The 13,258-nt window shown below is 69.0% G+C and carries 13 protein-coding genes, 1 tRNA gene and 1 pseudogene; 12 read left to right on the forward strand and 3 right to left on the reverse strand.

Translation table 11 applies throughout. The annotated features are described in order from the left end of the window. Positions 1-18 precede the first annotated feature (18 nt). From ACZ7CF_RS13345 to ACZ7CF_RS13385, 9 genes and pseudogenes are all read left to right on the forward strand, one after another. A complete protein-coding gene (locus tag ACZ7CF_RS13345; RefSeq protein ID WP_470369686.1) occupies positions 19-2,229 on the forward strand; it encodes a P-loop NTPase family protein in 2,211 nt (736 codons plus the stop codon). 142 nt (positions 2,230-2,371) lie between these two features. After that, positions 2,372-2,674 carry a hypothetical protein gene (locus tag ACZ7CF_RS13350; protein ID WP_470369687.1) on the forward strand — a complete coding sequence of 101 codons (303 nt, stop codon included), beginning with the start codon at positions 2,372-2,374 and terminating at the stop codon, positions 2,672-2,674. Between the two features lie 30 nt (positions 2,675-2,704). Continuing rightward, the gene (locus ACZ7CF_RS13355; RefSeq protein WP_470369688.1) at positions 2,705-4,075 is read left to right on the forward strand and encodes a hypothetical protein; all 1,371 of its coding nucleotides are present in this window, start codon (positions 2,705-2,707) and stop codon (positions 4,073-4,075) included. A gap of 84 nt (positions 4,076-4,159) precedes the next feature. Then, positions 4,160-5,167 (forward strand): bifunctional DNA primase/polymerase, encoded by a 1,008-nt coding sequence (locus ACZ7CF_RS13360; protein ID WP_470369689.1) that lies wholly within the window; start codon positions 4,160-4,162, stop codon positions 5,165-5,167. Next, positions 5,164-5,871, forward strand: coding sequence for a DNA cytosine methyltransferase (locus ACZ7CF_RS13365; protein ID WP_470369690.1), 708 nt, complete (start codon positions 5,164-5,166; stop codon positions 5,869-5,871). Before ACZ7CF_RS13360 ends, ACZ7CF_RS13365 begins: the two co-directional genes overlap by 4 nt. Further along, positions 5,868-6,302 (forward strand): annotated as a pseudogene (locus ACZ7CF_RS13370) (DNA cytosine methyltransferase); the annotation flags it as partial. The gene ACZ7CF_RS13365 and the pseudogene ACZ7CF_RS13370, both read left to right, overlap by 4 nt. A gap of 319 nt (positions 6,303-6,621) precedes the next feature. Then, positions 6,622-7,767 carry a DUF3631 domain-containing protein gene (locus ACZ7CF_RS13375; protein ID WP_470369691.1) on the forward strand — a complete coding sequence of 382 codons (1,146 nt, stop codon included), beginning with the start codon at positions 6,622-6,624 and terminating at the stop codon, positions 7,765-7,767. After that, positions 7,764-8,066, forward strand: a complete 303-nt coding sequence (locus ACZ7CF_RS13380) for an excisionase family DNA-binding protein (RefSeq protein WP_470369692.1) — start codon at positions 7,764-7,766, stop codon at positions 8,064-8,066. Before ACZ7CF_RS13375 ends, ACZ7CF_RS13380 begins: the two co-directional genes overlap by 4 nt. A gap of 8 nt (positions 8,067-8,074) precedes the next feature. Beyond that, complete coding sequence (locus ACZ7CF_RS13385; RefSeq protein WP_470369693.1) at positions 8,075-9,364, forward strand: tyrosine-type recombinase/integrase; 1,290 nt, start codon at positions 8,075-8,077, stop codon at positions 9,362-9,364. Between the two features lie 77 nt (positions 9,365-9,441). On the opposite strand, the gene ACZ7CF_RS13390 is transcribed toward ACZ7CF_RS13385, so the two are convergent. The 3 genes from ACZ7CF_RS13390 to ACZ7CF_RS13400 form a co-directional block, all read right to left on the reverse strand. Next, positions 9,442-9,526 (reverse strand) — tRNA-Ser (locus ACZ7CF_RS13390). Between the two features lie 32 nt (positions 9,527-9,558). After that, positions 9,559-10,008: a nucleoside deaminase gene (locus ACZ7CF_RS13395; protein ID WP_458429714.1), complete on the reverse strand. Its 450-nt coding sequence runs from the start codon at positions 10,006-10,008 to the stop codon at positions 9,559-9,561. Continuing rightward, positions 10,005-10,493: a tRNA adenosine deaminase-associated protein gene (locus ACZ7CF_RS13400; RefSeq protein ID WP_360396912.1), complete on the reverse strand. Its 489-nt coding sequence runs from the start codon at positions 10,491-10,493 to the stop codon at positions 10,005-10,007. The genes ACZ7CF_RS13395 and ACZ7CF_RS13400 overlap by 4 nt, the downstream gene beginning before the upstream one ends. 60 nt (positions 10,494-10,553) lie before the next feature. Between ACZ7CF_RS13400 and ACZ7CF_RS13405 the strand changes: the two genes are divergently transcribed. From ACZ7CF_RS13405 to ACZ7CF_RS13415, 3 genes are all read left to right on the forward strand, one after another. After that, complete coding sequence (locus tag ACZ7CF_RS13405) at positions 10,554-11,759, forward strand: M20 metallopeptidase family protein (RefSeq protein ID WP_470369694.1); 1,206 nt, start codon at positions 10,554-10,556, stop codon at positions 11,757-11,759. 216 nt (positions 11,760-11,975) lie between these two features. Then, positions 11,976-12,266: a hypothetical protein gene (locus ACZ7CF_RS13410; RefSeq protein WP_360396914.1), complete on the forward strand. Its 291-nt coding sequence runs from the start codon at positions 11,976-11,978 to the stop codon at positions 12,264-12,266. 46 nt (positions 12,267-12,312) lie between these two features. After that, the gene (locus tag ACZ7CF_RS13415; protein ID WP_458429716.1) at positions 12,313-13,251 is read left to right on the forward strand and encodes a prephenate dehydrogenase; all 939 of its coding nucleotides are present in this window, start codon (positions 12,313-12,315) and stop codon (positions 13,249-13,251) included. Positions 13,252-13,258: the final 7 nt, after the last annotated feature.

Genomic DNA, 13,258 nt, shown 5'->3' on the forward strand with positions numbered 1-13,258 from the left:
TCTTGCGGAGGTGCAGCGATGACCATCACGACGCTGACCGGCGCGACCGGTCCCGAGGACCGTGACGAGTTCGAGCGCCCCGCCACCGTGACCGCTCTGCACCCCGTCCCGGCCGATGACGCCGCGGTGATCGAGGGTGAGCTGGTCGACGACGACGCCCCCGGTTCCGAGGGGGACGTGACCGGTGCGGTGACGCTGGTCGACCAGCCCGGTGGCGACGCGGTGCACTGGGTGCGGCGGCTGCGTGAGGCCAAGCGGGAACCGATCATCCCCACCTACCTGCGATCGGTCGAGGAAGCACGGGACACCGTCCGGTGGGTGGTCGGGCACTACGCCCACGCCGTCGGCTACCACGCCACCCGGTCCCCGCTGTACTTGCTGCGCTTGGCGGTGCGGTCCCCGCGCGGGGTGCTGCTGCTGGCTGCGGCGACCGGCCGGTGGGCCTCCGACGCGGAAGGGCGCGTGCTGCGTGCCGCTGCCGCGCGGGACGCTGACACGGCCTCCTACTTGCGGTTGTCCGCGCAGCGCAACGTGCGGGTGCGGACGCGTGCGCTCACGCTGGTGATCCTCGCCGCGATCGGTGTGCCCGCGTTGATGCTGCTGCCCGACGTGGCGCCGTCGTGGGTGCTGTGGGCGTGCGGCACGCTCGCGGTGGCGCTGCTGGGCAAGCTCGGCACCCCCGCGGACCAGCCGGTGGTGTCGCGTGCGGTGGTCGCGGCGCACGTCGCCAAGCTCACCGCGGACACGGTGGAGAAGGCGCTGTCCGTGCTCGGGATCTCCGGCATCACCAGCGCGTTGGCCAAGAACCCGCACGCCATCGGCTTCACCGCACCCATCACCCGCGATGGCCCCGGATGGCGTGCCGAACTCGACCTGCCCGCCGGTGTCACGGCGTCGGACGTGATCGAGCGTCGCGAGAAGCTCGCGTCCGGCCTGGGACGGCCGTTGGGCTGTGTGTGGCCGGAGGGCAAGCCGGAGGTCCACCCTGGACGGTTGGTGCTGTGGGTGGGCGACAAGGACATGAGCAAGGCCTCGCAGCCCGCGTGGCCGCTGCGCACGGGCAAGCGCATCGACCTGTTCGAGCCTCAGCCGTTCGGCACCGACGTGCGCGGTAAGTGGGTCGACGTGGTGCTGATGTACGTCGCGGGCATCGTGGGCGCGATCCCGCGGATGGGCAAGACGTTCACGCTGCGCGAGTTGCTGCTCATCGCCGCCCTGGACCCGCGGTCCGCGGTGTACGCGTTCGACCTCAAGGGAACCGGTGACCTCTCGCCGCTGGAGGTCGTGGCGCACCGCTACCGCGCCGGCGACGAAGCCGAGGACATCGCCTACGCGCTCACCAGCCTGCGTGAGCTGCGTGACGAGATGCGCCGCCGTACCAAGGTGATCCGCGACCTGCCGCCGGACCTGTGCCCGGAGAACAAGGTCACGTCCCCCCTTGCGTCGAAGAAGTCGCTCGGTCTGCACCCGGTCGTGGTGGGGGTGGACGAGTGCCAGGTGATGTTCGAGCATCCCGAGCACGGCGCGGAGTTCGAGGAGATCGTCACTGACCTGGTCAAACGCGGCCCGGCAACCGGGATCGTCATCATCCTGGCGACGCAGCGGCCGGACTCGAAGTCCATCCCGATGGCGATCAGCGACAACGCCATCCTGAGGTTCTGCCTCAAGGTCACCGGCCAGATCGCCAACGACATGGTGCTGGGCACGTCGTCCTACAAGAACGGTGAGCGCGCCACGCAGTTCTCCTTTGGTGACAAGGGAATCGGCCTGCTGAAGGGTGTCGGTGACGAGACGCAGACCGTGAAGGGCGTCTACATCGACGCACCCAGCGCGAAAGCCATCGCCGCACGTGCCCGCACGTGGCGGGTCGAGGCGGGAAGCCTGTCCGGCTACGCCGCCGGCGTGGATGCCCAGGTCGAGGACGTCGAGGCGGCCAACACGCTGCTGCCCGACCTGCTCAACGTGTTCGGCACCAACGACAAGCGCTGGTCTGAGTCCCTTGTGGACGCGCTGGCCGAACTGCGCCCTGCGGTCTACGGCGAGTGGGGCGCGCTGCCGACCGGCGCGGCCAAGGCCACCACGCTGGCCGGCGCGCTCAAGCCGTTCGGCATCGCCACCAAGCAGGTGTGGTCGACCGAGCACGGCAAGGGCGCCAACCGGATGGGCGTCGAACGCTCCGCCATCACCAGTGCACTCACCGAGCGTGACGGGAAGAAGTCGCGGAAGTAGGCCGCGCACGGCTCTAGGTCTAGAGCCAAGCCCCTCTAGACCTAGAGCCTCCCCTAGACACCCGCATACCCGCTGATCAGCGCCCTAGCACCTAGGGGGCTTGGTCTCGCGCACCCTCAAACCGTCCTGAGAGGCCACTTCGATGTCCCCGAAGACCTTCCTCCGCCTCACCATCCTCGGACTGATCGTCGTCGCTGTCAGTGACATCGCACCCGATGCCCGCGGGGCCGCGTGGCTGCTGCTGGCCGCGTTCGCCCTGGTCTACGCCCTGGCGTGCTGGGCCTTCCCGTTCCGCAAGTGCGGTGCCTGCAAGGGCATCGGCCGCCGCACCGGTGGGTTCGGCGGCATCAAGCTCTGCCCGCGCTGCGGCGGTGAAGGCCTCAAGCTGCGCGCCGGTCGTCGTGCCCTCAACGCCGTGCGCCGCCACCGCAACAACGTCGGCTGACATCCGCTGCTCAGCAAGGGGACGTGACACATGTGCAGAGCCGGAGGACGCCGCTGCAAAGGCAGCACTGCCAGCAGCCGCGCCACCCAGACCGCCCGCAAGCAGCGCTCCCGTGCCAAGCAGGCGCTGCGCAACGCCACAGCCGCTGGTGAGCCGGAGGCCATTGCCGCCGCTCAGCAGCGCCTCGACCAGGCCAACGCCGCCATCGCCGCGGCCAAGGAGAACATCGTGTCCCACAACGACAGCACCGAAACCTCAGGTCAGTGCGGGGACGTGACCGCCCCGAAGCCGACGCCCGCCCCGGTTAGCGGTGAGCCCTCCGCCGCGCCGCTGATCGAGAACACCTGGGGCAGCATCCTCGACAACAGCCCGGTGCACTACCACGACGACGGCCCGATCGGGACCGCGGTCAAGTACATGGGCGCCGACGCCCGCATGGAGGTCGACGGCGAACCGCTGGCCAACGTCGTGGGACGACTCGCGACCGATGTCGTGCGCCGCAAGACCACCGCGCAGCAGGCCGTGAACGACCTCAAGGAGCTGCGCGACCGGCTTCCCGAAGGCAGCCGCGCCAAGCTGTGCTTGTCCAACGCGATCCGCAACATGGACGGCCCGGACACCCCCGTCCCCCAGGTCCCCGAGGGCACGCCCGAACCGCTGCGCAAGCTGGTGCGCAAGCTGCACGCCGTCCCGATCGTCCGCCAGGAACCCGAACGGGAGATGCAACCGCTGCTTGACCTGTGCAAGCAGGTTGCCGCCGGCGACCAGCGCACCACGGGCCTGCTGGACGACCTGCTCCGGCAGCGCGTCCGCAACAAGCGCCACGAAAGCCTGGGCGACTGCGGCAAGTTCGAGATCGACGACGCCGTGCGGGACACCCTCACCGAGATGCGCGAGCAGAAACAGCGCAAGCGCAGTTCCTCCAGCTCAGACGGGGACGTGCCCCCACCACCGCCCACCGGTGACACCGCACCGCCCGCGGACGGCGACGGCCCACGACGGCGGAGCATCACCAACATCGCCGACGGCAACAGCCACGTCGGCATCCAAGCCGGAGTCATCTACGGCGCCGCTGGTCAGCGCGGGGACGTGACCGGCGGCGGTGTCCACGGCGGAACGCACCGCGACACCGACATCACCAACATCGCCACCGGCAACAGCCACGTCGGCATCCAGGCCGGAGTCATCTTCGGTGGCGTCCACTCCGGCCGTGCCCAGAAAGACGCTGGTCGCGGCGGGGACGTGACCACGCCGAAGCCCCAGCCCCGTCCCCAGGGCCACGGCACCGTCACCAACATCGTGCACGGCGGCAACTACGGCATCCAGTCAGACGGCCCCGTCACCGGAGACGTCCACATGCGACACGGCGAAATCTGGATCAACGGCAAACGCGTGAAGTGACCTCCGTTCACCCAGCTCGGGCAGGGGACGTGACCACCCCGCTCCCCTGCTCCCTGTTCCACAGATCGCTAGGAGAACCTGGCCATGTCTGAGCCCAACATGCTGCTGGACCACGCCCTGCACTACGCCCGACTCGGGTGGCACGTCTTCCCCCTGCGGCCCGGCACCAAGCGCCCCGCCCTGCACGGCAACTCCCCACGACGCCCCTGCCCCCGCACCGGAGTGTGCGCCAACGGCCACCTCGGATGGGAGCAGCGCGCCACCACCGATCCCGACCGCATCACCGCCTGCTGGTCGCTCGCACCGTTCAACATCGGCATCGCCACCGGACCGAGCAACCTCGTGGTCATCGACCTGGACACCCGCAAGTCGCCCGACGAGGTGCCTCCCCAGCGCTGGAACCGGGCGGGGATCGTGGACGGCCACGACGTGTTCACCGCCGTCTGCGAAGAAGCCGGACAACCGGTGCCGTGGGAGACCTACACCGTGCACACCCCGCGCGGCGGCACGCACTACTACTTCGTCGCCCCGTCCACTGTGGAGCTGCGCAACACCGAGGGCGAGCACGGCAACGGACTCGGCTGGAAGGTCGACACCCGCGCGCACGGCGGCTACGTCGTCGGCCCCTGCTCCGTCACCCCAGACGGCGAATACTGGGCTTCGGACACCTCCGCACCCACCGATCTGCCCACCTGGTTGGTCCACTGCCTCACTCCCAAGCCGCCCACGGCCCGTACAGCGCCCGTTGTGAGCCGTTCTGAGCGGTTGCCCGCCTACGTCGGCGCAGCGGTGAGGGGCGAGCGCGACAGGGTCGCAGGGGCGCAGTCAGGGGCGCACACGCGGACGTTGTTCGTGGCCGCCGTGGCACTCGGTCAGCTCGTGGGCGGTGGACTGCTCCCCTCGGCTACAGCTGAGGCGGAGTTGTTCAACGCGGCACTGCACATGATCACCGACCGGTGCCAGTGCACCAAAGCGGAAGTGTTGCGCACCATCGCCAACGGCCTGCGCGCCGGCATGTCACGTCCCCGCAAAGCACCCACCGACCAGCCTGCCTCCACCACGGCGTTGTTCACCGAGCGGGGTGCGGCATGAACGTCCTGTCGTTGTTCTCCGGCATCGGCGGCCTTGAACTCGGCTTGCAACGCGCCGGCATGACCGTGGTCGGTCAGGTGGAGATCGACCCGTACTGCCGACAGGTTTTGGCCCAGCACTTCCCGGAGGTTCCGCGCCATGACGACGTCCGCACCGCCAGCGAGTGGTGGACCAGGGCAATCCGGCCTGCAGTTGACGTTGTGGCTGGAGGACCCCCTTGTCAGCCCTTCTCCCGCGCCGGACTTCAGCTCGGGACGGCCGACGAACGGTGGGCGTGGCCGTGGATGCGCGACGTGGTCGAGATGGTGGGACCCCGCTACGTCCTTGTGGAAAACGTCGCAGCTCTCCTTCACGACTGGGATGCCTTCGGACGCATCCTCGGAGACTTGGCCGACCTCGGGTTCGATGCGGAATGGAGTGTGCTCTCAGCGTGCTCGCTGGGTGCCCCACATCCACGACAGCGCGTGTTCCTTGTGGCCCACCCCCGTGGCGCGGGACTGGAAAGGCGTCGGCCGGACCGATCAGCTTCCAACCGTCCTGGGTGGCCGGCCGAACCCGACGTGGCTCGCTTGGCTGATGGGGTTCCCGCCCACCTGGTGCGAGACCCGATCCGAGCACTCGGCAACGCCGTCGTTCCCCAGGTCGCCGAACACATCGGCCGACTAATTCTCGCCTCTGACCAGCCTTCAGGAGTGGCGGCATGAACGTTCTCTCGCTGTTCTCCGGCATTGGCGGCCTCGAACTCGGGTTGGAACGCGCCGGCATGACCGTGGTCGGCCAGGTCGAGATCGATCCCTACGCCCGCTCGATCCTCGCTCGACACTGGCCGGAGGTGCCCCGCCATGACGACATCCACACCGCCGTCCAGTGGTGGCGCTCCCAGTCACGTCCCCCCGTTCACGCCGTCGTCGGTGGCTTCCCCTGCCAACCGGCCAGTTCCGCAGGACTCAAGCTCGGACCCGACGACCCGCGCTGGCTTTGGCCCGCCATGGCCGACGTCGTCCGAGAGCTCCAACCGGAGTGGGTCGTGTGGGAGAACGTGTCCGGTCTGCTCCACCGAGGACTCGACATCGTTCACGCCGACCTTGTTCGACTCGGCTACCGGCACCGAGTGGGGTGGGCCACCGCTTGTGCAGTGGGTGCCCCACACGTGCGGCGACGGCTGTTCGGACTGGCCCACGCCGCGGGCCTCCGATGCGAGCCGGGGCGGGGTCCTGGACCGCAAGCGCCACAGGTGGAACCTCGCCGACGCGGTGCGCAACCGGGAGGGCCGTGGACCGGTCAACCCCGCCCTGTCGGAGTGGCTTATGGGGTTCCCGCCGGGGTGGACCGACGCAGAACCCTTGGCAACGCCGTCGTCCCCGACGTCGCCGAACACATCGGCCGACTCATCCTCACCGCCGACCACGAGCAGCAGCACGCCGCATGAACACGCACCCTCAGGAGGCGCGACGATGACCGCCGCACTGCGCGTACTGCCCACGCCAGATATCCAGCCCGGTCATGAAATCCTCGACCAGGTCCGTGACTTCGTCGCCCGGTTCTCCGCGTTTCCGCACGAGCACTGCGCGCCCATGCTCGCGCTCTGGTACGCCCACACCTGGGCCGCGGACCACCTCTACACCACCCCGCGACTCGTGCTCTCCTCCGCCGAACCGGGGTCAGGCAAGACCCGCGTACTGGAGGTGGCCAAGCACTTCACCAGGGCCGCGGAAATGACGATGTCCGGCAGTGCCGCCGCGCTCGTGCGCATGGTCGCCGCCGGCCCCATCACGATCCTGCTGGACGAGGTGGACACCATCTTCGCTTCCGGTGGCGGTGGGAACGAGGAAGTCCGCGGGATGCTCAACGGCGGCTACAAGCGCACCGCCACCATCCCGAAATGCCGCGGCGACGCCGCCACCGGCATCACCGTCGACCGCCTGCCTATCTTCGCCCCCGCGGCATTGGCCGGACTCGCCGGAAGCCTGCCCGACACCATCAACACCCGCGCCATCACCATCCACCTGCGCCGCCGGCGCAACGACGAACACGTCCAGAGCTACATGGAACGGCGCGTGGAGCGCGAAGCCGAACCGATCCGCGATGCACTCGAAACCTGGGTCACCAGCATCGGCGAAGGCCTTGCAGAAGCCGAACCGCCGATGCCGCCCGGAGTAGCCGACCGCGCCGCGGAAATCTGGGAACCGCTGATCGCCATCGCCGACGCCGCGGGCGGCCACTGGCCACTCACCGCCCGCGCGGCGTGCAGCTACTTCGTGCATGACCAGACCGGCGTCACCCCGTCGCCCGGAGTGCAGTTGCTCTCCGACCTCTGGACGCTGTTCGACGCGCAGGGCACCGACCGGCTTCACACCACGGAAATCCTGTCGTACCTGCTTTCGTTGGACGACGCGCCATGGGGCGACTTCAACGGCCGTCCGCTGGACTCGCGGCGACTGGCCAAAGAACTGCGCAAGTACCACGTCGCCCCGATCACAGTGAAACGCAAGGACACCAACGCAAAGGGCTACGTCACTTTCGCCAATGACCACCAGGTCGGTTTGGCGGATGCCTGGGCGCGCTACCTGCCTACTCAGAAAAACAGGGGTGCCGAATGAACGCGCGAACCAACGAGATTGCTCAACTGCTGGCGCAGTTGGCGACGCTCATCAGCGCAGAGCAGCAGGCTGTTCCTGAAATCCCCAATCAAAGGGCGATGCCGGAACGAGTGCTCCTCACGGTCGCAGAGGCCGCTGAACGGCTCGGCATCGGCAAGACGAAGACGTACGCACTGGTGACGTCCGGAGAAATTGAGTCGGTGCTCATTGGGCGCCTGCGGCGTGTGCACGTTGACGCGGTCACCGCGTATGCCGCTCGACTCGTCGCACAGCAGAACGCCCGCTCTAACGCCGCCTAGGAGAACTTGTGCCGCGCGAGAAGAACACCCGAAACGCCAACGGTCGATCGACCATCTACTACAGCGAGAAAGAGAAGTGCTGGCATGGCTTCGTGACGATGGGCACGAAGGACAACGGCAAGCCCGACCGCCGGCACGTCCGCGGCCAGACGCAGACGGAAGTCACCGACAAGGTCCGTGAGCTGGAAAAGCAGCGCGATGAAGGCCGTGTTCGGAAGGCTGGACAGCGCTGGACCGTTGAATCGTGGCTCATGCACTGGTTGGAGAACATCGTTGCTCCGCCGGTTGTCACGGAGAACGCCTACAGCGCGTATGAGGTGGCGGTGCGGGTGCACCTCATCCCCGGTATCGGCGCGCATCGCTTGGAAAAGTTGAAGCCGGAGCACCTCGAAAAGCTCTACCGCAAGATCATGCAGCAGAGCACAAAGTTTGGGCCTACGACCAGTGCAGCGACAGCACACCAGGTTCACCGCACGATTCGCGCAGCGCTCAACATCGCAAAGCGCCGGAAGCACATCACCGAGAACCCGGCATTGGAAGCGAAAGCGCCGAAGGTCGAGGCGCACGACGTGGAGCCGTACACGGTCGAGCAGGTGAAGACGCTGTTGGAGACCGCGCGGAAGCGCCGAAACAGCGTGCGGTGGGCGATCGCCCTTGCACTTGGGTTGCGGCAGGGTGAGGCGCTCGGATTGAAGTGGGCGGACGTGAACCTGGATGCAGGGACGTTGGTTGTCCGCCGGAGTCGGCTCCGCCCGAAGTGGAAGCACGGGTGCACTGAGCCGTGCGGAAAGAAGCACGGCGGCTATTGCCCGAACCGTGTCGCATTGCGCCCTGAAACGGCCAGTACGAAGTCAGCGGCCGGTAAGCGGGGTATCGGCCTACCTGACGAGTTGGTGAGGCTGCTGAAGCTCCACCAGGCGGAACAGGAGCGCGAACGCGGGAAAGCAGCAGAGCTGTGGACTGAGACCGGCTACGTGTTCACCACGCAGACCGGCAGGCCGCTCAACCCGAGGTGCGACTACGACGAGTGGAAGCTTCTGCTCGAAACCGCCAAGGTGCCGGACGGGCGGTTGCACGACGCACGGCACACCGCGGCCACGGTGCTGCTGTTGCTGGGGGTCGCTGAGCGAACGGTGATGGGGATCATGGGGTGGTCCGGCACGGCGATGGCCGCTCGGTACCAGCACGTGACGGCGACCATCCGCCGGGACGTCGCTCAGCGCGTCGGAGGGCTGCTCTGGGAGACGCCTGAGGACGGCGACGACGGTGCAGCCGGCGTGCCGGTGCCGGCGGCTTAACGGGGCAATTGCCACCACAAATGCCACCAAACGTCAGAGCCCCGGTTGCCATGATCGGCAACCGGGGCTCTGAGCAGCGGTGGCGGTGGGATTTGAACCCACGGAGGCTTTCACCTCACACGCTTTCGAGGCGTGCTCCTTCGGCCGCTCGGACACGCCACCGGTAAGAACAATACACAGTCGGATCCAGGGGTTTAACGCTGGGTCCGGAAGAAGCGTTCCAGCAGGTCAGCGCACTCGTCTTCGAGCACACCGCCGCGCACCTCCGGCCGGTGGTTGAGCCGGCGGTCCCGCACGACGTCCCACAGCGAGCCGACGGCGCCCGTCTTGGGTTCCCAGGCGCCGAAGACGAGGCGGGAGACACGTGCCAGCACGAGGGCGCCGGCGCACATCGTGCAGGGCTCCAGCGTCACCGCGAGGGTGCAGCCGTCGAGGCGCCAGCCGTCGCCGTACTTCGTGGCTGCCGCGCGCAGGGCCAGGACCTCGGCGTGGGCGGTGGGGTCGCCGAGGGCTTCACGGGCGTTGCAGGCCTCGGCGAGGACGGTGCCGTCGGGGGCGAACACGACGGCGCCGATCGGGACGTCGGTGCCCGCGTTCGCGGCCGCGCGGACGGCCCTGCGGACCAGGTCCTCGTCGTCGTTCACGCCTGGATCGTGTCGAGCAGCTGCACGAACTCGTCGATGAAGCCGATGCGCTGGGCGATCATCTGGAGCTGCTCGTCCGGGTAGAGGTCGACCTGGTCGACGATGATCTGGAGCTCGTGGGCGGGCATGCCGAGGTCGGCGAGGACGCCCAGGTCGCCCTCCGGCCAGAGCTCGGTGTCCTCCTCGTCGGGCGGTTCGACGCGCAGGAGGTCGAGGACGTCGGCGGCGATGTCGTAGTCGAGTGCCGCGGCGGCGTCCGACAGCAGCAGGGCCACGCCGCCGGGGACCGGGCGCAGGACGATGAAGAACTCGTCGTCGACGGCCAGCAGGCCGAAGGCCGCGCCGGTCGACCTGAGCTGCCGCAGCTGGGTGATCGCCGCGTCCAGCTCCGACAGCGCGGAGCTGTCCATCCTGCTGCACCGCCAGCGGCCGTCCTCCCGGACGACCGCGACCGCGAAGCCGTTGACCGGCTCCTGCTGTGTCATGTGCACACCGTAGGGCTCAGACGACCTTCCCGGTAGCCGAGGTGGTGCGACCATCGGAGGATGAGCACAACCACACCGGAACCCCGTTTCGCCGGACTGCTCGAGGCGGCCCGCGCGCTCCAGCCGCGCACGGTCGCGTTGCGGCGGCAGGTGCACCGCCACCCCGAACAGGGCCTTCAGCTCCCCAAGACGCAGGCGGCGATCCTGCACGCGTTGGAGGGCCTGCCGCTGAAGATCACCACGGGCAAGTCGACGACGTCGGTCGTCGCGGTGCTGGAGGGCGAGCAGCCGGGGCCCACGGTGCTGCTGCGCGGCGACATGGACGGCCTGCCGCTGCAGGAGGACACCGGCCTGCCGTTCGCGTCCGAAGTGGACGGAGCGATGCACGCCTGCGGCCACGACACGCACGTGGCGATGCTGGCGGCCTCCGCACGCCTGCTCGCCGACCGCCGCGACGCGCTGCGGGGCCGGGTGCTGTTCATGTTCCAGCCGGGCGAGGAGGGCTACCACGGCGCCCGGTACATGATCGAGGAAGGCCTGCTCGACGACAGCGTGGAGAAGGCCTTCGCACTGCACATCACGTCGAAGCTGCGCTCGGGTGTGATCACCTGCCGGCCGGGCCCGATCATGGCGTCGGCCGACACGTTCCACATCCACGTGAAGGGCCGCGGCGGCCACGGCGCCATGCCGCACAACGCCGTCGACCCGGTGCCCGCCGCGGCGGCGATGGTGGGCGCGATCCAGACGATGCTGGGCAGGCGGATCAGCGCGCACCAGCCGGCGGTGGTCACGGTGGCCCAGATCAGGGCCGGCACCACCACCAACATCATCCCCGAGGTCGCCACCCTCGACGGCACCATCAGGACGCTGTCCGAGCTCACCCGCAAGCAGGTGCACACCGAGCTCGAGCAGGTCGTGAAGCACACGGCGGCCGCCCACGGGTGTCGCGCGGAGATCAGCATCGTGCCCGGTTACCCGGTGACCGTGAACGACGACGCGGTCGGTCAGCACGTGCTCGACCTCGCCGCGTCGGCGATGGGCCCGTCGTGGAGCGAGCCGCTGCCGGACCCGCTGATGGGTGCGGAGGACTTCTCCTACGTGCTGCAACGGGTGCCGGGTGCGCTGGCGTTCGTCGGCGGCTGCCCGCGCGGGGTCGACGTGGAGGAGGCGGAGGCGAACCACTCGAACCGGGTGCTGTTCGACGAGGCGTCGATGGAGCACGGGGTGGCGATGTACGCGGCGTTCGCACTGGACGCCCTCCGGTAGGCACGGCTCGGAGGGAAATCCGTTTCCGCGGTGCGGTGTCCACGACCGCGCCGCGGAGAACGATCGACAGTCGTTTCCACGCCGAACGGAATGGAGCTTGTTAACCCAACCGGATGTTTTTCGAGGCCGGGAACGCTGTCGACCTGCACTGAAAGCCGGATCCAAGCGGCAAGATCACCCACCTGGTGGTGTCAATCGGAATTCAAGTCCCCGCCTATGGCCGATCGTCTCGCACTTCCACCGCTGCAAGACTTCGTTTCTCAGTCGAGCGACTGCTCGACCGTTTCGGGAAACAGGAGCTTTGCCGTGGCACAACCACTCACGATCGCGCACGCCCTGATCGTGGCGATGACCTTTGCCTTCACCGGATGGTTGATCGAGCGCGGCCAAGATCCGCAGTCGGCGCTGATGATCACGCTCACGGCCCTGGCCGGCGCGGTCGTGGTCACGCGGGTGAGCGCGCAGGGCGCGAAGTCCGTCCTGCGGCGACTTGGCGGCGGGGCCTGACGAGGCGTTGTCGTCCGAAGCCGCCTCGCACGGAATGATGTGCGGTGTGCGAGACGTGTGCGTGATCGGACTGGGACTGATCGGCGGGTCCGTGCTGCGGGGCGCCAAGGCGGCCGGGCGCACGGTGTGGGGTGCCACGGCGAGCAGGGACGACGCGGACCGGGCGCGGGCGGAGGGGTTCGACGTCGTCGGGGTCGAGGAGGCCCTCCGGCGCGACCCCGAGGCGCTCGTCGTGCTGGCGGTGCCGTTGCCCGCGTTGCCCGACCTGCTCAGGAAGGTTCCGCCGAACACCCGGCTCACCGACGTCACCAGCGTGAAGGGGCCCGTCCACGACGCCGTGCACCGGTATGCGCCGGAGGTGCGGTTCGTCGGCGGGCACCCGATGGCGGGGACGAGCCGCAGCGGGTGGGACGCGGGGAGCGCGGGGCTGTTCGAGAACGCCGCCTGGGTGGTGACGCCGGAGGAGGCGGACGACCACCTGGTCGACGTGATGCGGTTGGCGCTGGACCTGGGGGCGCACGTCGTGCCGACCACGCCGGAGGAGCACGACGAGGCGGTCGCGCGGATCAGCCACCTGCCGCACATCCTGGCCGCGGTGCTGGCCGCGGTCGGCGCGGGTGGCGGGCCGCTGGCGCTGGCGTTGGCGGCGGGGAGCTTCGGTGACGGCACGCGGGTCGCGGGGAGCCGGCCGGAGCTCGTCAGGGCGATGTGCGAGGGGAACCGGGACGCGTTGCTGATGGCGGTGGACGACGCGCTGGGGCGGTTGGGGGCGGCACGGGGGTCGCTCGCGAGCACCGGTGGGCTGGCCAAGACGATCGAGGCCGGGCACGAGGGCAGGAAAGCGCTGGTCGAGCAGCCCGCGAGGGCGGCGGTGACACTCGACCTGAGCAAGCCGGGGGCGCTCGCGGCGCTGCGCAACCTGGGGTCCCGGGGTGGGCGTGTGGTTGCGCTGAACGGAAGCACCGCCGCTGCGGAAACGTCGTAAGGTCGCC

This window comes from Lentzea sp. NPDC036955 (assembly GCF_055608005.1).